Raw genomic sequence first — 20,434 nt, forward strand, 5'->3', positions numbered from 1 at the left:
GGTCACACTCCCATACGCATGTTAATAGAGCGCTAATAGGCAGATTAGCCTTACAAAGGCGATTCGTATGATTTAGGTAGTAAAGCAGTTTTTCGCAAATCTCCTTCTCTTATAACGACTAGATTGTATGCGGGTTCTTTGATAACTATTTCAAGGTTTTTACGGGTGTTGGGAGAGCCTGCGTGCAGTCCAAAACGATAGTCGCGACCCAATTTGAGCGCGGCGTAGTTCTTTGTGTAGGCGCCAAAAATCCCAGGCGGGCTCAAGTTCTTAATAGAAGAATTTATAGCATACATAATAGGTAGCCTAGGGTGTGGTGCTACATAAAATCCTTTACCACCCATTAATCCATGTGCGGTTCCCATATGTTCTGCGTTGAGGCCTGATATTAAGCTACTGGAGTTTTTTTCGGTGCTACCATGAAACCCTAAGAAATCCCAGTTTTTGAGTTCGTCAGTGGAAGGCGGTGGAGATAATGCAGAAGGGGAAGAATGCCTTCTGCCTCGATAAGAAGAATCTACATAAGTAAAGGGTCTTGAAGAGGTTGTAGAGGTTTTGAATAATTTTTCGGGGCCGCTTATATAAGTCTTTCTTGTTCTTCCCAGTGATTTCAGAAGACCTTCGAAAGCATTTGAGAGAAATCGTGGAAGCGGGAACCTCCCATTTGTATCGTGCAAATTTATTGGGTCTCCCAAACAGTACATGTATGAACTCAATCCGCCCTTCCCGAAAGGGCTTAAATTATCTGAGCTATTAAAACGCATCAACACCGGATTGAACGCCCGATAACCATTACCCAATAAATAGTGGCCGGAAACCGGATCCGGACGTTCACCATTGAATCCCAGCAAACTAAGCAATTCATTTTCAGCAGGATGGTAACCATAAGGTGAGTAGGCAATGGGCTGTCGTTGCTGATTGGCCTTGACCGTGTTCAACACCGATCGCTGTTGGTCAGTCGCAAACAGCGAGGTGTCGATTACTCCTTCATCACTTCGTTGTTGTGCCAGGAGCAAATCACCCTCTTGGAAGATGGAGTGCCGTGTAGCCCCTTGAATTTCGGTAGCCAAGCGGCTTTTACAGTAGAAGCGTTGATGCTGTGGCGCGCCTGATGGCTGATGGCTTATCAACCAATCAAGGGGATCGTAGCGATATTGGCACAGGACAACTTTTTCTGGTAATGGCATGAGCGAGTGCTCCGAAGTACCTAAGTGCTGGCGCTCAGTATTGGCGGTATTGCAAGCGGTGGGAACTATCAGAACTGATAGGTGCGGGGGTGGGAAATCATTGCGCGCAACCTGTGGGAGTGAGCTTGCTCGCGATAGGGATGTGTCAGGTACATATATGTTGAATGTGCTGCCCCCATCGCGAGCAAGCTTGCTCCGCACTGGATTTGCAGTGAGCACGGTTATGCGTACGACCAGTGACCACGATCACAGGGCTGGGACCCTGCGCGACCCAGCGGGAGCAAGCTCCCTCGCCACAGGGGATTGCGTTTATGCAGGTGGGTCGATGCGGTCCAGTGCGCGGTTCACTGCCAGTTCGCCGAGCATGATGACTTGGGCGATGCCCAGCAGGGTGTTGCGACTTGATCCTTCGATACGATCCGCCAGATCCAGCGTCATGACATGGGCCGAGGCCAGTGATTCGCACGCGTCGCCCAGCAGGGTTTCGACGTCGATTTGTGGGTCGATGACGTACATCGTGCAGAGTGTGCGTGGGGTGGCGCGGATGTCGGCGGCGGAGGGGATGTGGTCGGGTGGGTTGAGTGTGGCTTTGGGCATGGATGGAGCTCCTTGTGAAAAATGAAGGAGCCAACCCCTTCGCTACCAAACGATGGGTGATGGCCATACGCAGGTTGGTAGACCGGCACACAAGGAAAACCCGGCGCACCCGAAGGTGCCCTGCGTATGACCACCATTAATGCAGGGGTAAATAACACCTGCAAAAGGTGACGCTGTGCGCCTTGTGTATGGCCGGGCTACCAAACCCCATCGCTGTTATTCAGCGACCGGCCAACGATAGAACCCGGCCCCAAGGCGCACAAGCCGGCGGATTCTGGCGTAAGCGTAGGCAACGGCGCAAGGCGTTGTAGCTTTCATGAAGTAACGCTGACAGCCGTTAAACAACCTCGAACGGCTGCCCTAAACCCTGTGGCGAGGGAGCTTGCTCCCGCTCGGCTGCGCAGCAGTCGTAAACCCTGCGTATGCGGTGTGCCTGAATGACCGAGGTTGCAGGGTTTAGGGCCGCTGCGCGACCCAGCGGGAGCGAGCTCCCTCGCCACAGGGGCACCGTGTGAATTGACCCTTGATCTGAGCGAAGCGCAGCCAGACGGTTTTCTGCTGGCGGGTCGCTACACTGTTCTCGACCATGACCGCACCTCGCAGCGCTTGTTGGATGGTGGCATGCGCTGCGCGATGCGAAACGGGTGTCCGAGCGTGCACCATTGCCAATCATTGGAGCCTGAACATGAAAATCGATTTGAGTGGAAAACTGGCGATTGTCAGCGGCAGCACCGCTGGCATCGGGTTGGGCATCAGCAAGGCGCTGGCCGAATCCGGCGCCACGGTGGTAGTGATCGGTCGCGAGTCGGCCAAGGTCGAGCAGGCCTTGGCGAGCATTCGCGAGCAGGTGCCTGGTGCTCAATTGCGTGGACTGACCGCTGACCTCGGTACGGCTGAAGGCGCGGAAAAACTGTTCGCCGCCGAGCCGCGAGCGGACATTCTGGTGAACAACCTCGGGATCTTCAACGCGGTGGATTTCTTTGAAACGCCCGACAGCGAGTGGACGCGCTTTTACGAAATCAACGTGATTTCCGGTGTACGCCTGTCCCGGCATTACGTGCCGGACATGGTCAAGCAGGGCTGGGGGCGGGTGATTTTCCTGTCCTCGGAATCCGGCATCGCCATTCCGGCCGACATGCTCAACTATGGCGTGACCAAAAGCGCCAACCTGGCGGTGTCCCACGGACTGGCCAAGCGGCTGGCGGGCACCGGGGTGACGGTCAATGCGATCCTGCCAGGCCCGACGTTGACCGATGGCGTGGAGTTGATGCTCAAGGATGCCATTGCCGCGTCCGGTCGCAGCCTCCAGGAGGAAGCCGACGCCTTCGTGCGTGAGGCGCGGCCGACCTCGATCATCCAGCGCGTCGCCCATGTCGATGAAGTCGCGAACCTGGTGGCGTACATTGCTTCGCCGCTATCCTCGGCCACCACGGGCGCTGCGTTGCGAGTCGACGGCGGCGTTGTCGACAGCATGGCCATCTGAACCTTATTCATTGAGAGAGCGCATTACATGGCAACTGCATCAGCAATCATCGACATCCCGGCTTCGGCCGATCAGGTCTGGCAATTGATCGGTGGTTTCAACTCGCTGCCGGACTGGCTGCCGTTCATACCCAAGAGCGAGCTGAGCGAAGGCGGGCGCGTGCGTAGCCTGCAAACGGCGGACGGAGGGGTGGTGGTCGAACGCCTGCAAACGTTCGACAACGCCGCCAAGACATACAGCTACTCGATTTTGCAGGCACCGTTTCCGGCGACCGAATACCTGGCAACGATCAAGGTTGAAGCGCAGGGCGACGGGGCTCGGGTTACATGGTCCGGCCGGTTTGAACCGGTAGGCGTGAGTAACGAGGAAGTAGAGGCGTTGTTTACCGGGATCTACCAGGGTGGCCTCGAGGCGCTGCGGGCTAACTATCCAGCCTGATCACTTGTAGGCGCCGGCTTGCTGGCGATGGCAGTCTTAGGTGGGCGCAGTGTTCATAGGCCCGATCGCCAGCAAGCCGGCTTCTACAGAGTGGTGTGTACACCTGTAGGCGCTACCGAAGGCTGCGATTTTTTAATATTCAGCTCTGGGCAATCAAACGCTGCTCACAGTCGAGCACCAACCGCGCCCCCCCATCTCGCTGCGGCCCACCTCCAGCGTAAACCCGTGCAGGCTGACAATCGCCGCGACGATCGACAGGCCCAAGCCAAAACCGCTTTTCAGATTCCCCGCCTCAGCGCGATAGAAGCGCTGGAATACCGCTTCGCGCTCAGCCTCGGGAATGCCCGGGCCGGAATCCAGCACTTCGATGCGGGTGTGTCCGCCTGCGTCGATCCCGCGCAAAATCACCTGGCCGCCGGGCGGGGTGAATTTGATCGAGTTGCTCAGCAGATTGGCCAGCGCTTCGAACAGCAAGGCCCGATCGCCAGTCAGCGGCGGCAATGATTCAGGCAACTGCAGCTCGAACGTCAGGCCGTCGTCTTCCGCCAGCGGCAGATAAAATTCATGCAGTTCCTGCAGCAACGACACCGGATCGAGTTGCACGAAGCCGGAACGGCGCTGGCGATCCTCCAGTTCGGAAATCCGCAGCAAGCCACGAAACCGCGCCATCAATGTGTCGGCCTCGCCCAATACCAGATCCAGTTGCGCCGCCTGCGCCGAACCTTCACCGGCCTGTTGCTGCATGCGGTAAAGCTGAGCGCGCAAGCGGGTCAGGGGCGTGCGCAGGTCATGGGCAATGTTGTCGCAAACGCCTTTGACCTCGTGCATCAGGCGTTCGATGCGTTCGAGCATGGCGTTGACGATGGCCGCGAGCATGTCCAGCTCATCCCGGCGATTGGACAGCGGCAAGCGTCGGGTAAGGTCACCGGCGACGATGGCTTCGGCGCTGGCCTGAATCGCGCGGATCCGCCGTAGCGGACGGCGGCGCAACAAGTGCCAACCGACGATGCCCGGCAGGATGGTCAGGGTCACGCCCCAGAACAACGCGTGCAGAATGATCCGGGTGACGGCGAACAGCGAGCCGTTGTCGCGCACCAGCACCAGCAGGAGGCCGTCCCGGGTCTGGGTCGCCACGGCGTCGCAGCTGTCATTGGGCAGCGTCGGGTCGTCGGAGTCGGCACAATCGCTGAGCATGTGAATCTTGCCGTCCAGCGGCAGGCCATGGGGAATGTGGTCCAGCGCACCGCTCAGGTAGCGGCGCTGCTGATCGAACAGGCCATAGCCGTCGATGCCGCGGATGTCGAAGGTCATGCTGACGGCGAGGGCGTCCACCAGTTGTTCGCCCTGGAAACGCGAAAACAGATGCTGGCGCTGCATCAGCGAATGCTTGGCCAGGTTGTCCAGGTAAGCGGACACCTCGAAGTACATGACCCCCATCAGAATGCCGCTCCAGGCCACGAACAGCGCACTGTAGAGCGCCAGCAAGCGACTGCTGGAAGAGCGCCAGCCTTTAGACGGGTTCGGCAATGACATAACCCGAGCCTCGCACGGTTCGAATCAATGGGACATTGCCAGGCGGGTCGATCTTTTTGCGCAAGCGGCCGATGTGCACGTCAATCAGGTTGGTGCCGGGGTCGAAGTGGTAGCCCCAGACCTCTTCGAAAATCATCATCCGCGACAGGATCTGCCCGGTGTTGCGCATGAGGAATTCCAGCAGCTTGTATTCGGTGGGCAGCAGCGTGAGCAATTGACCGTCGCGGCTGGCCTCGTGGCTGATCAGGTTCAGTTCCAGATCCGCCACCCGCAACGTGGTGGCCTGGGCGGTCACGGTGTTCTGCCGACGCAGCAGCACTTCAACCCGGGCGGCCATTTCATCGGTGGCGAACGGCTTGGTCAGGTAATCGTCACCGCCAGCGCGCAAGCCGCGAACGCGTTCATCGACATCGGAAAGGGCGCTGATCATCAGGATCGGCGTGGCCACGCCCATGGTCCGCAGCGTGGTGACAATCGCCAGGCCATCGAGCTCGGGCAACATGCGGTCGAGGGTGATCAGGTCATAGTTTCCGCTGACCGCACGTTCCAACCCTTCACGGCCGTTGTCGACCCAGTCGACGTCGAGTCCATGGCTGCTCAATTCGGCGACGATTTCACGGGCGGTCACGGCGTCGTCTTCGATGGTCAAGATGCGGGTCATGGAATTGGCCTGATTAAATGTTCACAACGTTGTGGGGCATTTTGCCAAGAAATGATCGCAGGCTTTCTAAATAAAAGTTCATGGACGCTTTAATGCATAAAACCCGCTGAGTCTGCCCATTCATTGCATATTGCAAGAATTGTCGAAGTTCAAACTTTGTATCTCACTGAAAACATTGGCTTTACGCAGAGCGCTCGACTGGCACGGTGTCTGCAAATGCTCCCTCGAGAGTTGTAACACCATTTTTCTGCCTGGAGCGATATAACAATGAATAGATCCTCTGATGGTTTCTATCCTGCCGAAGACGAATCGACGACGCTGTCCGGCGTGTCGTGGGGGGCGATTTTCGCCGGGGCCGCGGCTGCCGCGGCGTTATCGCTGATCCTTGTGCTGCTGGGTTTCGGCCTGGGATTCTCGGCGGTCTCGCCGTGGGCCAATGAAGGCGTAAGCGCCAAGGGCCTGGGTATTTCGACCATTGTCTGGCTGGCCGTCACACAAATCATCGCTTCCGGCGCCGGCGGTTACATCGCCGGGCGGCTGCGGGTGAAGTGGGCGTACATGCATGGCGATGAAGTGTATTTCCGCGACACCGCCCATGGCTTTCTCGCCTGGTGCGTGGCGACGCTGGTGACGGCCACATTGGTCGCGGGCTCGGTCAGCAGCCTGGTGAGCGGCGGGGTGCAGGCAGGGGCAAACATGGTCGGCGGTGCCGCCACGGCTGCCACGCAAGCGGCGGGGGCCGCTGCTGGCAACACCGATAGCGATCAATACGGTTACTACATTGACAGCCTGTTCCGCGATGATCGTCCAGCCGCCGTCAGCGATGACGCGGCGAGGGGCACGGTGACGCGGATTTTCGTGCGTTCCCTGAGCAATGACGGGCAACTGGCCGCCGAAGATCGGGCTTATCTGGCGCAACTGGTGTCGCAACGGACGAATTTGACGCAAGCGGACGCGGAACGTCGTGTCGATGAAGTCTATGCCCGCACGCAAAAAGCCGTGGCCGACGCCAAGCTGGCTGCGCAGCAAGCGGCTGACACTGCCGCCAAAGTCGCCGCCTGGACCACCCTCTGGATGTTTGTAGCCCTGTTGGCCGGTGCGTTCTTCGCCAGCCTTGCCGCGACCTTCGGTGGTCGTCGCCGGGATGCCGTGGTGTACCTGGAAACCGATACCTACGCAGCCACCCCAACGATTCGTTAAAACAGGAGAATCATCATGCGTTCATTACTGCTGTTCTTTCTCGGCGTACCGATCCCGATCATCATTCTGATCGCTCTGTTCATGCATTGATCGACTGAGGCTTGTGCCTCTGCCGCTTCTGCCTTTGGTAGAAGCGGCGATTTGTTTATGCAGGGCCGGTACAGGGAATGTGCAAACACAGCCGTTTATCTTCTATATACCTGTGCCGGATTGAATTTCTTGCTATAAACGCACTCCGATATCCACCTCAAAGCCTGCCATAGAGCATTTTCGAGGCTTTGTCGGACAAATTCGCTGTCTTTTCAGTTGCTGAGGCCTCCACTCGGCCTTAGACTGCCGCCCCTCGTAAATTGAGTGCCGGGTGGCGCTTGGTATAAACGGCGCCTTTCCGATGACCCGTCCAGGTCTGCCGGAACGCTCCCTAATTCGCCTTAATGCACGTTTTTTTATAGAGATATCAATGACAAAGGACAAGTTGCTGGCCATGCCGGCGGATGACTACATGAACGCCGAGCAACATGCTTTTTTCAGCGAGCTGTTGCAGAACATGAAAGTCGAAACCCATGAGCGCATCGAACAGAATCGCATCGCCATCGAAAGCCTGGACACCCCGGCCGATCCGGCTGACGCGGCTTCCGTTGAAGAAGAGCGTACCTGGCTGGTGAACGCGATCGATCGCGACCAGCGCATGCTGCCTCAGTTGGAACAAGCCCTTGAACGCATCAAGGAAGACAGCTTCGGCTGGTGCGACGACAGCGGCGAGGCAATCGGCCTCAAGCGCCTGCTGATCAGTCCGACCACCAAGTACTGCATCGAAGCTCAAGAGCGTCACGAGCAGATCGACAAGCACCAGCGTCAGGCCTGATTCTGTGAGGCAGCCCGTTTAACGTGGGCTGCCTTGAAAAGATCGCAGCCTTCGGCAGCACCTGCATGGGTTCACTCAACCCTGTGGGCGCTGCCGAAGGCTGCGATCTTTGTTTTTCGACGTCCGTAGAAACCTCCGTCCTTCTATTGATCTGTTGCAACGCCCACGACTAAAGGCTCATAGATAATGGCCCTATAGTGGCGTTTAATGCGAAGACAACAATTAGAAGATGTTTGGGGTGACAACGATGACGAGAGACGAGTCTCTGGTTGCGGCCGTGCCTGCACCAGTGTTTTTGCCGAAAAACCGCTGGTTCACACCGACGCTGCAAAGCATCGCCCTGATGCTGTTGCTGTGTGGCATGACGCTGGGGGGCTGGTCGCTTTACCTTGGCCTGCCATTGGTCATCCTGATTATCTGGCTGCCACGCCTGCGGTCGCGCGCAACCCCCGAAACCGCGCCACTGGATACGTCCAGCGCCATTTCTGCCCTGACCCGGGATCTTTCCTACACCACCAGTCACAATGCGCTGTCAGCCGCAGGCGTAGCCTTTTCCGTCAAACAACTGGCCGACAAGCTGCAGTCGCAACTCGGCGCGGCCGCACAAATCGTCAGCAACGCTGAAGTCATGATCGCTACCGAACAGGCCACTTCGATCCTCAGTCGTGAGGCGTTGAGTGCGGCCAGCGAGGCCCATCAGAGCGGTGCAGCAGGGCGGGTCGAGTTGATCGAGTCGATTGCGCGCATGCACCAGCTCAGCCAGCGCGCCAATAGCAGCCGTGAACTGATCGAAGCCTTGAGCCTGCGCAGTGATGATATCCAGCGCGTCACCCTGGTCATCCAGTCCATCGCCAGCCAGACCAACCTGTTGGCACTAAACGCCGCGATTGAAGCCGCGCGCGCCGGCGAGCACGGTCGTGGTTTCGCGGTGGTCGCCGACGAAGTCCGCGGCCTCGCTGCGCGAACGGCGACGGCGACGGGAGAGGTCGGGGAAATGGTGGCCGACATCCAGCACCGCACCGCGCAGGTGGTGGAACAGATCCGTCAGTTATCCAGCGATCTGGATAGCGGCGTCGAGCAGGTCGAGCACACCGGGCAACACCTGGAAAACATCGCTCGTCTGGCCGCCAGCGTCGAGAGTCAGGTCGGGGAAATCGCCCGGGGCGCCGACACCAATCGTGAGCAACTCGACAGCCTGTTTCACGCCATCGAACAGATGCGCAGCGACCTGGCGATCAGTGACCAGCAGACCCGGCGCCTGGCCGAAGCCGCGGTGCAGATGGAGGGCCAGGCCGAAACCATCAGCGAGCGTTTGGCCGAAGTTGGCCTGGATGACTATCACCAGCGCGTATACGACCTGGCCCGGGAAGGCGCAAGCCAGATTGCGGCGCGTTTCGAGGCGGATATCGAGGCGGGCCGGATCAGCCTCGACGACCTGTTCGACCGCAACTATCAGGCGCTCCCCAACACCAACCCGACGAAATTCCAGACACGTTTCGACCGCTACACCGATGAGGTCTTGCCGACTATTCAAGAGCCGTTGCTGCCACGCCACGAAGGTTTGGTATTCGCCATCGCCTGCACTCAGCAGGGCTACGTGCCGACCCATAACGCGGTTTTCAGCCAGCCACTGACGGGTGATACCCAGGTCGACACCCTGCAAAACCGTACCAAACGCAAGTTCGCCGATCGCACCGGAATCCGTTGCGGCAGCCACCAGCAACCGGTGTTGCTACAGACCTACACCCGCGATACGGGTGAGCTGATGCACGACCTGTCGGTGCCGATCATGCTCAAGGGGCGGCATTGGGGTGGCTTGCGACTGGGCTACAAGCCGCAGAGTCCTCGTTAAAGGGAGGCAACGCGGAGAGTCCTTCGCAGGAGCTGGCTTGCTGGCGATCGCGGCCTCAAAAAGCTGTCGCCAGCCAGCCGGCTCCTACGGGTTTGATAGCGCTATGCATTGTTGCGATTCTGGCAACGCTGCTGTGCACGGTCGCAGCTGTTTCCACGCGAATCGACTGATTAACATGTCTACATAGTTAGGTTGCTAACGATGTGAGAAGGTCAGCATGCAAGGTAAAGTTGATGTCGCCGTGATGATCGGCAGCGGTGTGCCCGCCAGTCTGCGGGCGTTGGGGCAGAGTGTTTGCTGGGTGGTGTTGCTCAATGGCGAGCGCCGGGGAACCGCGTTTTCCAGCCGCTCGGAAGCGGAGGAATGCAAGGCTGCCTGGTTGGCGCAATTGAACGCAGAAACGTCAGACAGCCTGCACTGATGACGCTAGTGAACCTGGTGCATGCGCAGGTTGAGGTCGTCGACCACGCGCGCCCAGTCGGCATCCTCGCGCAGTTGTTCCTTGAGGAAACCTGCCTGCTGCGGCGTCCAGAAATCGGCATCGATGAGCTTCTTGTCATCGGGCAGCGGTGAATGGCTGGCAATGAAATCGTCGATAGCTTTCTGGGTGGAATCCAGGCCGAGCTGGTCGAACAAACCTTTCAAGTCGTGGGTCGGTGATTCCATCTTCATCTCCTTGCAGATAATCGGTCGCGTACGAGGACTGAGCTACGGCTCCATTACTTCTGAGCGAGTAGCGTTTCAGTAAGTTCGAAAGCGATGTTCAAACGCAGCGATGAGCATAGACGCCACAAACCCGGGCATCAGGCTTTCAATGCGCCGGCGTCGACAGCAGCCTTTAACTCCCGGGCGGATTCCTGGGCAGCGATGGCGGCAATTTCAGAACTTTTGAACCAGCGATCCTTCTCGACCTGGTGATAGGTCACGGCTTTTTGTGGTGGCTTGGCGCGCATGACTATCACTGCCTGGAACTCGCCTTCGACTTCTCTGGCTTCGCCCCGGATAAAAAACTCGCCGATATCAAATTCCGTCACGTCGCAGCCTTCCCTTGGAAATATATTGTTGTGTTCAACGTCGTCCTCTTTGGCGGGACGCGTTTGATTGGTCGGGCAGTATGGCAGCAGTTGCAGGCCGGCGGCTGAGTTAAGTCGCCGGCATGACGAAACGTTTCAAGGATGAAGCGCGGTAAAGAGATCAACTGCGCGACTCAAGCGAGCGGGCGAGGGCGCAGGCGTCGTTGTGATTACCCCGAAAACCTCTTACATGCCCCGTGGAAATTTCCTTGATATGAAAGAACGCATTCCCGGCCAGAATCACCTGAAACCTCGGCGGTTGATGGTCCGGCAGGTGCGTGTCAGGGTCAGGCAATGCCACCGGAAACAGGGCCGAAGGGTTGCCGGAGCAGGAAAGTTGCGGGTGGGCGAAGTGTGTCAGCGTGCACATATGAAGTCCTTTTCGTTGTTTTGCCGACGTATGTACGTCGTTATGGGTAGTCTCGGTGAGCATCGCTGCTCTAGAATCACCCTCACTGGTGGGTGATTGATGGTTATCTAAAGCAATTTTCGGCTGGCGATATGTAAGAAAAGTGCTTTTTTTTAAGAGTTTTTTCCCTGAAGTTGATAGTCCGTATTTCTCTGGCTGTAAGAAAGGCGTTTTCCTTCAACCTTTGACGAACACCAGGCAAGGCGACACGAGCGACGTTCCAGTAGTCTGCTCAAGTCTTGTGATGGATGAGTCCTCTACTCATTCAGGCTTTCAACCCGGGTCTTTTGGTTTCATTTTCGGCATTGCCGCCTTTTTCGGCTGTGCGCTTTTTTCGCGTGCAGCATCATTTTTAGATGTGGGGATGTTTCCTTGGCAGTAAGTAATCTCGATATGCATGCTTTGTTCGTTCTGGGTGATTTGCGCGCAAAGCTGGTTAAGCAGTTTCAGTCACGTTTCGTCTACATCACCGAGCAGAATGCTGAAGGCATCTACGTTGCCGAAATCGACACCGAGTCAGCACTGGTGGTGGATGACAAACCGGGACTCAAGCTCAAGGTCGGCGATCATTTCAGCGCTTCGGTGTTGCCCAGCCGTGAAGGCGGCAAGCTGGAAATCAAATTCCGTGAAATCAAACTGACGGTCTATGGCCTGGGCGACTACGCGTTTGTCACCACCGCCGACGGCCAGGCCGTTTTGTTCAAGGAAGGTCATAGCGTGGTCACGGTATTTGCCGCCCACCAGCAGTTACAGGAAGGCCTGACCAAAACCCTGAAAGCGGTAACCGCCAAAGCCGCTAAATGGCGCAAAGGCGAGCTGGTGACCTTCAAGGCCAGCGAGTAATGACCCAGACCCGCGCCGACTTCCACGAACAGAACCAGGCTGGCGCCCAAGCCGAAGCCCTGCGGTTGTTCGAGCAGAAAGCCGTTTTGCAGGGAGCGTGGCTGAACTGGGTGGCGTCACAGATCTACGCGCTGCGCCCGGCGGCCTACGCCAGCATGGTCAGAAGAGAGCTGGTGCGCTTGCAGGAAATTTCTGAAAACTGATCCATGCCCCTCGAAAGCAGGAACCTCTACTACAGTCAGTTGACTGATTATTCAGAGGCTTCGCGGTCTTCTGCCAGGCCATCCTGCGATTGCTGTGAACAGCACGAGGTGCAAAAGCATGAAAGGTTTTCGACGGTTGCTGGCCGCGGTCCTGGCCACTTGCGGTTTGTTGGCGTCTCCCGTTCCGGTCCTGGCCGCCCAGGCGCCCATTCATTTCGCCGATCTGAACTGGGAAAGCGGCAGCCTGATCACCGACATCCTGCGGATCATTGTCGAGAAGGGCTACGGGCTGCCGACCGACACGCTGCCGGGCACGACCATTACCCTGGAAACCGCCCTGGCCAACAATGACATTCAGGTCATTGGTGAGGAGTGGGCCGGACGCAGTCCGGTGTGGGTCAAGGCCGAGGCGGAAGGCAAGGTCGTCAGCCTCGGCGATACGGTCAAGGGTGCCACCGAAGGTTGGTGGGTGCCGGAGTACGTGATCAAGGGTGACCCGGCCAAGGGCATCAAGCCGATGGCGCCGGACTTGCGCAGTGTCAGCGACCTGCCCAAATACAAGAACGTGTTCAAGGACCCGGAAGCGCCGAACAAGGGACGCTTCCTCAACAGCCCCATTGGCTGGACCTCGGAAGTGGTCAACAAGCAGAAGCTCAAGGCCTATGGGCTGGACGACAGCTATGTGAATTTCCGCAGCGGTTCCGGTGCGGCACTGGATGCCGAGATCAGCTCGTCGATCCGCCGCGGCAAGCCGGTGCTGTTTTACTACTGGTCGCCTACGCCCTTGCTCGGTCGTTTCAAGCTGATCCAGCTTGAAGAGCCGCCCTTCGACGCCGAAGCCTGGAAAACCCTGACCGACGCCGACAACCCCAATCCCCAACCCACCCGTTCGCTGCCCTCGAAGCTGTCCATTGGCGTATCCACGCCGTTCCAGAAGCAGTATCCGCAGATTGCCGAGTTCTTCGCCAAGGTCGACTTTCCGATTGATCCGTTGAACAAGGCGCTGGCGGAGATGAGCGAGAAACACACCGCACCGCGTCAGGCAGCCGAGAACTTCATGAAGAAGCATCCGGATGTGTGGAAGGCCTGGGTGCCGCAGGATGTGGCGGACAAAGTGTCAGCCGAGTTGAAGTGATGCGGCGAGTCTGACACCGCCATCGCGAGCAGGCTCGCTCCCACATTGGTTCCCGGTCGTTCGCAAAATCTGTGATCACTGAATAACTCCTGTGGGAGCGAGCCTGCTCGCGATGCTTTTTTCGGCGTCAGTCCCACGTTTGTCAGGTTGTGCACCAACGGTCGTGCACATCAAAAAATGCCGACTAGGATGATTTGACCAAATCCCTTTCAAGGATCCTCAACCATGACCTTTGCGTTGGCTCAATGGCTGGTGACGATATTTGCGGCGATTGCTCTGGTTCACGTTTATTGGGCGCTGGGCGGCGAATGGGCCGCGGTGGCGGCCGTTCCTCAAGTGCCACAGGAGGGCGGCACGCAACTGCGCCCGGCCTTCAAGTCGCGAGGCTGGCTCACGCTGCTGGTGGCTGCAGCCCTTATGGTGATTGCCCTGTTGGTGTGTTTGCGGGTCGGCTGGTGGCTGCCGCAAGTGCATCATCAAATGTTGCAGTGGGTGATCAGTGCGATTGCGCTCTTACTGTTCGCCCGGGCAATCGGCGATTCGGAACTGGTGGGGTTTTTCAAAGAGATCAAAGGCTCGAGGTTTGCCCGGTGGGATACCTGGGTTTACTCGCCGCTGTGTGTGGTGTTGGGGAGTGGATTGTTGGCCGTGGCCTGGATTTAAGGCTGGCTGGTCCTGAACTTAGCTACCACTCTCAGTCCGCCGACTACTCACTTCAGCCGGCACATCATCCCCCGCCATGCGCTTGCGAAACAGCGCTGCCCGCGCCAGCAGCAGGGTGGTCACCGGTACGGTGATCGCCAGCAGGATCGGGATCAGCCAAGCGTGCAGCACCGGCGCGGACTTCAACGCCGAAAAGTAGATGATCGAAGCCAGTGCCACGCACCACGCACCCAACGTGGAGGCCAGGGCCGGTGGGTGCATGCGCTGGAAGTAATCCTTCATGCGCAGCAAGCCTGTGGCGCCGATCAGCGCGAACAGGCCGGCGAGCACCAGCAGGATCGCCACCGGGACTTCCACCCATAGAGACAGTTCTGCGTTCATTCGATCACCTCTCCGCGCAGCAGGAATTTCGCCAAGGCAAACGAGCCGACGAAGCCAAACAGCGCGATCAGCAGCGCCGCTTCAAAGTACGTGTCACTGGCGTAGCGAATGCCCAGCGTCAGCATCATCAGCATCGCAACGATGTACAGATAATCCAGCGCCAGGACCCGGTCCTGGGCGGAGGGGCCTTTGAACAGGCGGATCAGGGTCAGGATCATCGCCACGGAAAACAGAAACAGGCTCAGCAGAATCGCGTTCGACAGCAGGGCGCTCATTCGAAAATCTCCATCAGCGGGCGCTCGTAAGTCACCTTGAAGTGTTCAATGAACTGCGCTTCGTCATCCAGATCGAAGACGTGCAGCAACAGAATGCTGCGGTCCAGGGCCAATTCCGACCAGACGGTGCCGGGCACCACGGTGCAGATCATCGACAGCGTCGCCAGGCCGTTGGCATCGCGCAGGTCCAGCGGCACCTTGATAAAGCGCGAGCGGGGCGGGCGGCGGCCGGCATTGAGCACGCCCCAGGCCACGGCGAGGTTGGACACCAGCACATCGCGACCCACCACCAGCAACAGGCGCAGCATCACCCCCGGCCGGCGAATGCGGATCGGCAACGGACGCAACTTGCGCATCATCAGCGGCGCACAGAAGCCCAGGGCGGCGCCCAATAGCAGGTTGCCGGGGCTCATCGACACGTTCAGCACCAGCCACAATAGCCACAGGGCCAGTGACAACCACGGCGCAGGAAACAGACGCTTCATGGTTGCACCTCCAGCAATGCAGCCCGAGCTTCCGGACTCGGCACGGCGCGGGTGCCGAGCACGGCCATCACGTATTGCTGCGGGTTGTTCAAGGCATTGGCAGCGGCCTGGGTGTAGCGCAACAACGGCTCGGCCTGGAACGTCAGTGCGATGCTCAAGCCCAGCAGGGCGAAGATCGGCACGCACTCAAACCGCCGCAACGCCGGCGAAGGCCGTTCTGCCGGGGTCCAGAAACGCTGGATGCCCAGGCGCGAGAAAGCCAGCAGCGAGGCCAGCCCGGAAAGAATCAGCAACGCCAGCAAGCCCCACGCCGCATTCGAGATCGGCGCATCACTGCCATTGCCCAGGCCCATCGGATTGAGCAGGGCACTGAGCAGGCTTAGCTTGCCGATGAACCCGGACAGCGGCGGCATGCCGATGATCAGCAGGGCGCAGGCGATGAAGCTCAGGCCGAGGAAGGCCATGGTCCACGGAATCACCTGGCCGACCAAGGCTTTGCGGTCGTCATCGAGATTGACGCCCTTGGCCGGATGCAGCGATTCCAGCGGCCGAGGCAGCATCTCGTTTTCATCCTCCAGCGGGATTTCATTGGCGGAGCGCGAGCGTTCGATCAACTCGGCCAGAAGGAACAGCGCGCTCAGGGCCAGGGTCGAGCTGACCAGATAAAATAACGCCGCGCCAATCAGGTTGGGCTGGGCGAAACCGATAGCCGACAGCAGAATCCCGGCCGACACCAGAATGCTCAGGCTGGCCATGCGTTCCAGGCGTTGCGCGGCAACGATCGCCACGGCAGCGCAAATGATGGTCGCCATGCCGCCGTAAATCAGCCAGTCGCCACCGAAGTACGCCGACGCCCCGGCCTGACCGGAAAACAGCAGGGTCCACAGGCGCAGCAGGGTGTAGATGCCAACTTTGGTCATGATCGCGAACATCGCCGCCACCGGCGCGCTCGCCGAGGAATACGCCGGCACCAGCCAGAAGTTCAGCGGCCACATGCCGGCCTTGGCCAGGAATGCCACCGCCAGAATCCCCGCGCCTGCATGCAGCAGGCCGCGATCGGCTTCCGGCACCAGCGGGATTTTCAGTGCCAGGTCAGCCATGTTCAGGGTGCCGGTGACGCCATAGATCAGTGCCGCGCCGATCAGGAACAGGGTCGAGGCCAACAGGTTGATCGAGATGTAATGCAGCCCCGAAGACACCCGCGCCCGGCCCGAGCCGTGCAGCATCAGGCCATAAGAAGCGGCCAGCAGCACTTCGAAGAACACGAACAGGTTGAACAGGTCGGCGGTCAGGAACGCGCCGTACAGGCCCATCAACTGAATCTGGAACAGCGCGTGGAAACTCGAACCGGCGCTGTCCCAGCGGGCCATGGCGAACAACAGGGCGCAGACGCCGATGATCCCGGTGAGCACCAGCATCAGTGCCGACAGACGATCGACCACTAGCACCAGGCCGAACGGCACTTGCCAGTTGCCCGGCAGGTACACGCCGATGGAACCGGGCACGTCGGTGGTTTGAGTCCATTGCAGCAGCAGAACGGAGATGCCGAGCCCGAGCAGGCTGGAGAACAGGTTGATCCTGGCTTTGAGCGGGCGGTGTTTCTCGCCGAGCATCAGCATGATCGCGGCGGTCAGCAGCGGCAGCAGGATGGGCGCGGCGATCAGGTGCGTCATTGCATTCATTCTTTAGGCTCCCGGCCATCCACATGGTCGGTGCCGGTCAGGCCCCGGGAGGCCAGCAAAACCACCAGAAACAGCGCGGTCATGGCGAAGCTGATGACAATCGCCGTCAGCACCAGCGCTTGCGGCAACGGGTCGGTGTAGTGCAGCAGGTCCTGCGGCACGCCGTCCTTGATGATTGGCTCTCTGCCGATGAACAGGCTGCCCATGCTGAAGATGAACAGGTTGACGCCATAGGACAGCAGGCACAGGCCCATGACCACCTGGAATGTCCGTGGGCGCAGGATCAGCCAGACGCCCGACGCGGCCAGGACGCCGATGGCGATTGCGATGACTTCTTCCATCAGACGGCCTCCTTCATGGCGACGGGTTTGGGCTGGGCCGCGGTTTTGTGGCCACGGACCGATTGGTGGGCCAGGGCCGTGAGGATCAACAGCGTCGAACCGACCACCACCGCGTACACGCCCACGTCGAAGAACAGCGCGCTGGCGAGGTGAATGTCACCCAGCAGCGGCAAGTCGAAGTGCCAGGTGTGTGTGGTCAGGAACGGATAGCCAACCAGCATCGCACCCAGGCCGGTGAGCGTGGCGAACAGCAGGCCGACGCTCATCCAGCGCAGCGGCCGCAGGCTCATTTGCGCCTCGACCCATTGGGTGCCGGCCACCATGTATTGCAGGATGAACGCCACCGACATCACCAGGCCGGCGACGAAACCGCCACCCGGCTGGTTATGCCCGCGCATGAACAGGTAGAACGACACCACCAGCGCAATCGGCAGCAACAGGCGCACCAGCACCGCCGGGACCATCATGAAGCCAAGCGCGGTATCGCTGGCGTGGCGAGGGTTGACCAGATCGGTGACCACGTCGGGTGCGAGCAAGCGCTGCTGGGCGGGCAATTGCAGGCTTTCCTTCGGTGGACGGAAACGCCGCAGCAGGGCGAACACGCTCAACGCGACTGCCGCCAGCACGGTGATTTCACCGAGGGTATCGAAGCCACGGAAATCCACCAGCATCACGTTGACCACGTTGCTGCCGCCGCCCTCGGGCAGGGCGCGGCTCAGGTAGAACGAGGAAATGTCGTTGGGCGTCTGCCGCGTCAACATGGCGTACGACAGCAACGCCATGCCGCCGCCGACCACGGTCGACAACAGCAAGTCACGGAAGCGGCGGATGCGGGCTTTGCGCAGGGTGCTCGGCAACGGCGAAACTTCTTCGATCCGTCGTGGCAACCAGCGCAGGCCCAACAGGATCAGCACCGTGGTCACCACTTCGACCACCAGTTGCGTCAGCGCCAGGTCCGGCGCCGAGAACCAGACAAAGGTTACGCAGGTCATCAGGCCGCAAACGCTGACCATGGTCAGTGCCGCGAGACGGTGGTACTTGGCTTGATAGGCCGCGCCAAGGGCGCAGGCTATTGCCAGCAACCAGAGGATGACGAACACGATCGAACCCGGAATCTTCGGCCGGTCACCCCAGCTCAGGCTGCTGTGCAGCATCGGGATCAACCCGGCCAGCACGGCGGCGAGCACCATCAGGAACAGTTGGGTTTGCAGGCGCCTGGTGCTGACACGCCGCTCCAGGCGGCGGGCCAGGCGCATCTTGAGCACCAGCGCCAGTTCGAACAGGCGCTTGCCGTTGAATCGACCCACCAGTGGCGGATGGTTGATGCGACCGCGCTTGAGCTGGTTGCGCAGCAGCAGGTAAAGCAACACACCGCAGGACATGGCGATCAGGCTCATGATCATTGGCGCGTTCCAACCGTGCCAGATGGCCAGGCTGTATTCCGGCAACTGCCCGCCAACGACCGGTTGCGCCGCAGCGGCGAGCAACGGGCCGACCACTTGCGCCGGGAAGATCCCGACCACCAGGCAGGCGAACACCAGCAGCTCGACCGGCGCACGCATCCAGCGCGGCGGCTCGTGCGGGGTGTGGGGCAGATCGGTGGCGGGCGGGCCGAAGAACACGTCCACGGTAAAGCGCAGGGAGTAGGCGACGCTGAAGGTCCCGGCGATGGTCGCGACGATCGGCAAGGTGGCTTCGACCCAGGCCGTGGCGTTGATGAACACGGTTTCGGCGAAGAACATCTCTTTCGACAGGAAGCCGTTGAGCAAGGGCACACCGGCCATGGAGGCGCTGGCGACCATGGCCAGGGTCGCAGTGAACGGAATCAGTTTGACCAGGCCGCTGAGTTTGCGGATGTCGCGGGTGCCGCTTTCGTGGTCGATGATACCGGCGGCCATGAACAACGAGGCCTTGAATGTGGCGTGGTTGAGGATGTGGAACACCGCGGCCACGGCAGCCAGAGGGCTGTTCAGCCCGAGCAGCAGGGTGATCAGGCCGAGGTGGCTGATGGTCGAATAGGCCAGCAGACCCTTGAGGTCATTCTGGAACATCGCGCAGTAGGCACCGAGCAACAGGGTGCAGGCCCCGGCGCCGCTGACGATGTAGAACCATTCTTCACTGCCGGATAGCGACGGCCACAGCCGTGCCAGCAGGAACACGCCGGCCTTGACCATGGTTGCCGAGTGCAGATAGGCCGACACCGGTGTCGGTGCGGCCATGGCGTGGGGCAGCCAGAAGTGGAAGGGGAATTGCGCACTTTTGCTCAGTGCGCCAATCAGGATCAGGGGTAGCAGGATAGGGTAGAGGGCATGTGCGCGAATCAGATCGCCGGCGGCCAGGACCTTGTCCAGGTCATAGCTGCCGACCACATGGCCGAGCAACATGACCCCCGCCAGCAAGCACAGACCGCCCGCACCGGTGACCATCAACGCCATATAGGCGCCGCGCCGTGCGTCGGCGCGGTGGTGCCAATAGCCGATCAACAGGAACGAGAAGAGGCTGGTCAGCTCCCAGAAAAACACGATCTGGATCAGGTTGCCCGAGATCACCAGCCCCAGCATGGCGCCCATGAACGCCAGGAAAAACGCGAAGAACCGTGGCACCGGATCGTCCGGAGACATGTAATAACGGGCGTACAACGACACCAGCGTGCCGATGCCCAGCACCAGCATCGAGAACAGCCAGGCGAAACCGTCCATGCGCAGGACAAAGTTCAAACCCAGGCTCGGCAGCCAGAAGAATTCTTCACGGATCACGCCGCCATGGGCGATTTGCGGGTACAGGAGAGCGACCTGGAGGGTGCCGATCAGGGCGACAAGGCCAGCCAGTAGCGATTCGGTGTTACGCGCATTGTGTGGCAGCACCGCTGCCAGACAGCTGCCCAAGAAAGGCAGAAGCAGTAGAACTATCAGGGACATAGGCTTCTAATCTGCGGAAGTTTGTGAAGCATCATACGTGCCAGCTCCCGGATCACCAAACGCCAAGCTGTCGCAGAATCCTACACGGTAGATGGAAAAAGCCTGTTTAACATTGTTTCAGGGATAGGGATTTCGCCTGTACCGGCCCCATCGCGAGCAGGCTCGCTCTCACAGGGAAAGGCATTCCGACTGTGCCCGCGATGGCTATCT

Annotated in this window: 23 protein-coding genes and 2 pseudogenes; 11 read left to right on the forward strand and 14 right to left on the reverse strand. The window is 59.5% G+C overall.

Annotated elements, in window-relative coordinates; translation table 11 throughout:
* Positions 1 to 50: 50 nt before the first annotated feature.
* Together KHO07_RS10710 and KHO07_RS10715 are read right to left on the reverse strand one after the other, a co-directional pair.
* A complete protein-coding gene (locus KHO07_RS10710; RefSeq protein WP_212627172.1) occupies positions 51 to 1,187 on the reverse strand; it encodes an RHS repeat-associated core domain-containing protein in 1,137 nt (378 codons plus the stop codon).
* Positions 1,188 to 1,496: 309 nt separating this feature from the next.
* Positions 1,497 to 1,784, reverse strand: a complete 288-nt coding sequence (locus KHO07_RS10715; protein ID WP_212627173.1) for a DUF6124 family protein — start codon at positions 1,782 to 1,784, stop codon at positions 1,497 to 1,499.
* Between the two features lie 507 nt (positions 1,785 to 2,291).
* Between KHO07_RS10715 and KHO07_RS10720 the strand changes: the two are divergent.
* The 3 genes and pseudogenes from KHO07_RS10720 to KHO07_RS10730 all read left to right on the forward strand — a co-directional run.
* Positions 2,292 to 2,399: pseudogene (locus tag KHO07_RS10720) on the forward strand (aldo/keto reductase); the annotation flags it as partial.
* Positions 2,400 to 2,469: 70 nt separating this feature from the next.
* The gene (locus tag KHO07_RS10725; protein ID WP_150735067.1) at positions 2,470 to 3,267 is read left to right on the forward strand and encodes an SDR family oxidoreductase; all 798 of its coding nucleotides are present in this window, start codon (positions 2,470 to 2,472) and stop codon (positions 3,265 to 3,267) included.
* A gap of 27 nt (positions 3,268 to 3,294) precedes the next feature.
* On the forward strand, positions 3,295 to 3,705 hold the full coding sequence (locus tag KHO07_RS10730) for an SRPBCC family protein (RefSeq protein WP_212627174.1): 411 nt from the start codon (positions 3,295 to 3,297) through the stop codon (positions 3,703 to 3,705).
* Between the two features lie 139 nt (positions 3,706 to 3,844).
* Here KHO07_RS10730 and KHO07_RS10735 read toward each other — a convergent pair.
* Both KHO07_RS10735 and KHO07_RS10740 read right to left on the reverse strand, forming a co-directional pair.
* Positions 3,845 to 5,238, reverse strand: a pseudogene (locus KHO07_RS10735) (HAMP domain-containing sensor histidine kinase).
* A complete protein-coding gene (locus KHO07_RS10740; protein ID WP_020796732.1) occupies positions 5,216 to 5,899 on the reverse strand; it encodes a response regulator transcription factor in 684 nt (227 codons plus the stop codon). Before KHO07_RS10740 ends, KHO07_RS10735 begins: the two are co-directional and overlap by 23 nt.
* A 267-nt stretch (positions 5,900 to 6,166) precedes the next feature.
* Here KHO07_RS10740 and KHO07_RS10745 point away from each other — a divergent pair, with 267 nt between their 5' ends.
* The 4 genes from KHO07_RS10745 (at position 6,167) to KHO07_RS10760 (ending at position 10,237) form a co-directional block, all read left to right on the forward strand.
* On the forward strand, positions 6,167 to 7,099 hold the full coding sequence (locus KHO07_RS10745) for a hypothetical protein (RefSeq protein ID WP_150735064.1): 933 nt from the start codon (positions 6,167 to 6,169) through the stop codon (positions 7,097 to 7,099).
* A 460-nt stretch (positions 7,100 to 7,559) separates the two neighbouring features.
* Positions 7,560 to 7,964 carry a TraR/DksA family transcriptional regulator gene (locus KHO07_RS10750; protein ID WP_007907888.1) on the forward strand — a complete coding sequence of 135 codons (405 nt, stop codon included), beginning with the start codon at positions 7,560 to 7,562 and terminating at the stop codon, positions 7,962 to 7,964.
* Positions 7,965 to 8,211: 247 nt separating this feature from the next.
* Entirely contained in the window at positions 8,212 to 9,816 is a 1,605-nt protein-coding gene (locus KHO07_RS10755) for a methyl-accepting chemotaxis protein (RefSeq protein ID WP_212627175.1), read from the forward strand.
* A gap of 217 nt (positions 9,817 to 10,033) precedes the next feature.
* Positions 10,034 to 10,237, forward strand: a complete 204-nt coding sequence (locus KHO07_RS10760) for a hypothetical protein (protein ID WP_150735062.1) — start codon at positions 10,034 to 10,036, stop codon at positions 10,235 to 10,237.
* A 5-nt stretch (positions 10,238 to 10,242) separates the two neighbouring features.
* Here the strand turns inward: KHO07_RS10760 and KHO07_RS10765 are convergent, their stop codons facing one another.
* The 4 genes from KHO07_RS10765 to KHO07_RS29375 form a co-directional block, all read right to left on the reverse strand.
* Positions 10,243 to 10,482, reverse strand: coding sequence for a DUF2789 domain-containing protein (locus KHO07_RS10765; RefSeq protein ID WP_075949004.1), 240 nt, complete (start codon positions 10,480 to 10,482; stop codon positions 10,243 to 10,245).
* Between the two features lie 137 nt (positions 10,483 to 10,619).
* Entirely contained in the window at positions 10,620 to 10,850 is a 231-nt protein-coding gene (locus KHO07_RS10770) for a hypothetical protein (protein ID WP_212627176.1), read from the reverse strand.
* A 160-nt stretch (positions 10,851 to 11,010) separates the two neighbouring features.
* Positions 11,011 to 11,259 carry a hypothetical protein gene (locus KHO07_RS10775; RefSeq protein ID WP_212627177.1) on the reverse strand — a complete coding sequence of 83 codons (249 nt, stop codon included), beginning with the start codon at positions 11,257 to 11,259 and terminating at the stop codon, positions 11,011 to 11,013.
* Positions 11,260 to 11,571: 312 nt separating this feature from the next.
* On the reverse strand, positions 11,572 to 11,697 hold the full coding sequence (locus KHO07_RS29375; protein ID WP_263597133.1) for a hypothetical protein: 126 nt from the start codon (positions 11,695 to 11,697) through the stop codon (positions 11,572 to 11,574).
* Between KHO07_RS29375 and KHO07_RS10780 the strand changes: the two genes are divergently transcribed.
* The 4 genes from KHO07_RS10780 to KHO07_RS10795 all read left to right on the forward strand — a co-directional run bounded on the left by KHO07_RS10780 (position 11,692) and on the right by KHO07_RS10795 (position 14,142).
* Positions 11,692 to 12,141: a hypothetical protein gene (locus KHO07_RS10780; protein ID WP_075949006.1), complete on the forward strand. Its 450-nt coding sequence runs from the start codon at positions 11,692 to 11,694 to the stop codon at positions 12,139 to 12,141. The genes KHO07_RS29375 and KHO07_RS10780 overlap by 6 nt on opposite strands.
* Positions 12,141 to 12,344: a hypothetical protein gene (locus tag KHO07_RS10785; protein ID WP_150735059.1), complete on the forward strand. Its 204-nt coding sequence runs from the start codon at positions 12,141 to 12,143 to the stop codon at positions 12,342 to 12,344. Before KHO07_RS10780 ends, KHO07_RS10785 begins: the two co-directional genes overlap by 1 nt.
* A gap of 118 nt (positions 12,345 to 12,462) precedes the next feature.
* Positions 12,463 to 13,479, forward strand: coding sequence for an ABC transporter substrate-binding protein (locus KHO07_RS10790; protein WP_212627178.1), 1,017 nt, complete (start codon positions 12,463 to 12,465; stop codon positions 13,477 to 13,479).
* 225 nt (positions 13,480 to 13,704) lie between these two features.
* A complete protein-coding gene (locus KHO07_RS10795) occupies positions 13,705 to 14,142 on the forward strand; it encodes a DUF3995 domain-containing protein (RefSeq protein ID WP_212627179.1) in 438 nt (145 codons plus the stop codon).
* Positions 14,143 to 14,160: 18 nt separating this feature from the next.
* Here KHO07_RS10795 and KHO07_RS10800 read toward each other — a convergent pair whose 3' ends face one another.
* The 6 genes from KHO07_RS10800 to KHO07_RS10825 are packed head-to-tail and all read right to left on the reverse strand — an operon-like array spanning position 14,161 to position 20,224.
* Positions 14,161 to 14,523 carry a Na+/H+ antiporter subunit G gene (locus KHO07_RS10800; protein ID WP_150735056.1) on the reverse strand — a complete coding sequence of 121 codons (363 nt, stop codon included), beginning with the start codon at positions 14,521 to 14,523 and terminating at the stop codon, positions 14,161 to 14,163.
* A complete protein-coding gene (locus tag KHO07_RS10805; RefSeq protein WP_075949011.1) occupies positions 14,520 to 14,798 on the reverse strand; it encodes a K+/H+ antiporter subunit F in 279 nt (92 codons plus the stop codon). Before KHO07_RS10805 ends, KHO07_RS10800 begins: the two co-directional genes overlap by 4 nt.
* Complete coding sequence (locus KHO07_RS10810) at positions 14,795 to 15,283, reverse strand: Na+/H+ antiporter subunit E (RefSeq protein WP_150735055.1); 489 nt, start codon at positions 15,281 to 15,283, stop codon at positions 14,795 to 14,797. Before KHO07_RS10810 ends, KHO07_RS10805 begins: the two co-directional genes overlap by 4 nt.
* Complete coding sequence (locus KHO07_RS10815) at positions 15,280 to 16,965, reverse strand: monovalent cation/H+ antiporter subunit D (protein WP_212627180.1); 1,686 nt, start codon at positions 16,963 to 16,965, stop codon at positions 15,280 to 15,282. The genes KHO07_RS10810 and KHO07_RS10815 overlap by 4 nt, the downstream gene beginning before the upstream one ends.
* Positions 16,962 to 17,306 (reverse strand): Na+/H+ antiporter subunit C, encoded by a 345-nt coding sequence (locus KHO07_RS10820; protein ID WP_007944721.1) that lies wholly within the window; start codon positions 17,304 to 17,306, stop codon positions 16,962 to 16,964. Before KHO07_RS10820 ends, KHO07_RS10815 begins: the two co-directional genes overlap by 4 nt.
* Entirely contained in the window at positions 17,306 to 20,224 is a 2,919-nt protein-coding gene (locus KHO07_RS10825; protein ID WP_212627181.1) for a monovalent cation/H+ antiporter subunit A, read from the reverse strand. Before KHO07_RS10825 ends, KHO07_RS10820 begins: the two co-directional genes overlap by 1 nt.
* Between the last annotated feature and the right edge of the window lie 210 nt (positions 20,225 to 20,434).

It is taken from the genome of Pseudomonas sp. PP3, assembly GCF_905336995.1.
Lineage (GTDB): Bacteria > Pseudomonadota > Gammaproteobacteria > Pseudomonadales > Pseudomonadaceae > Aquipseudomonas > Aquipseudomonas reinekei.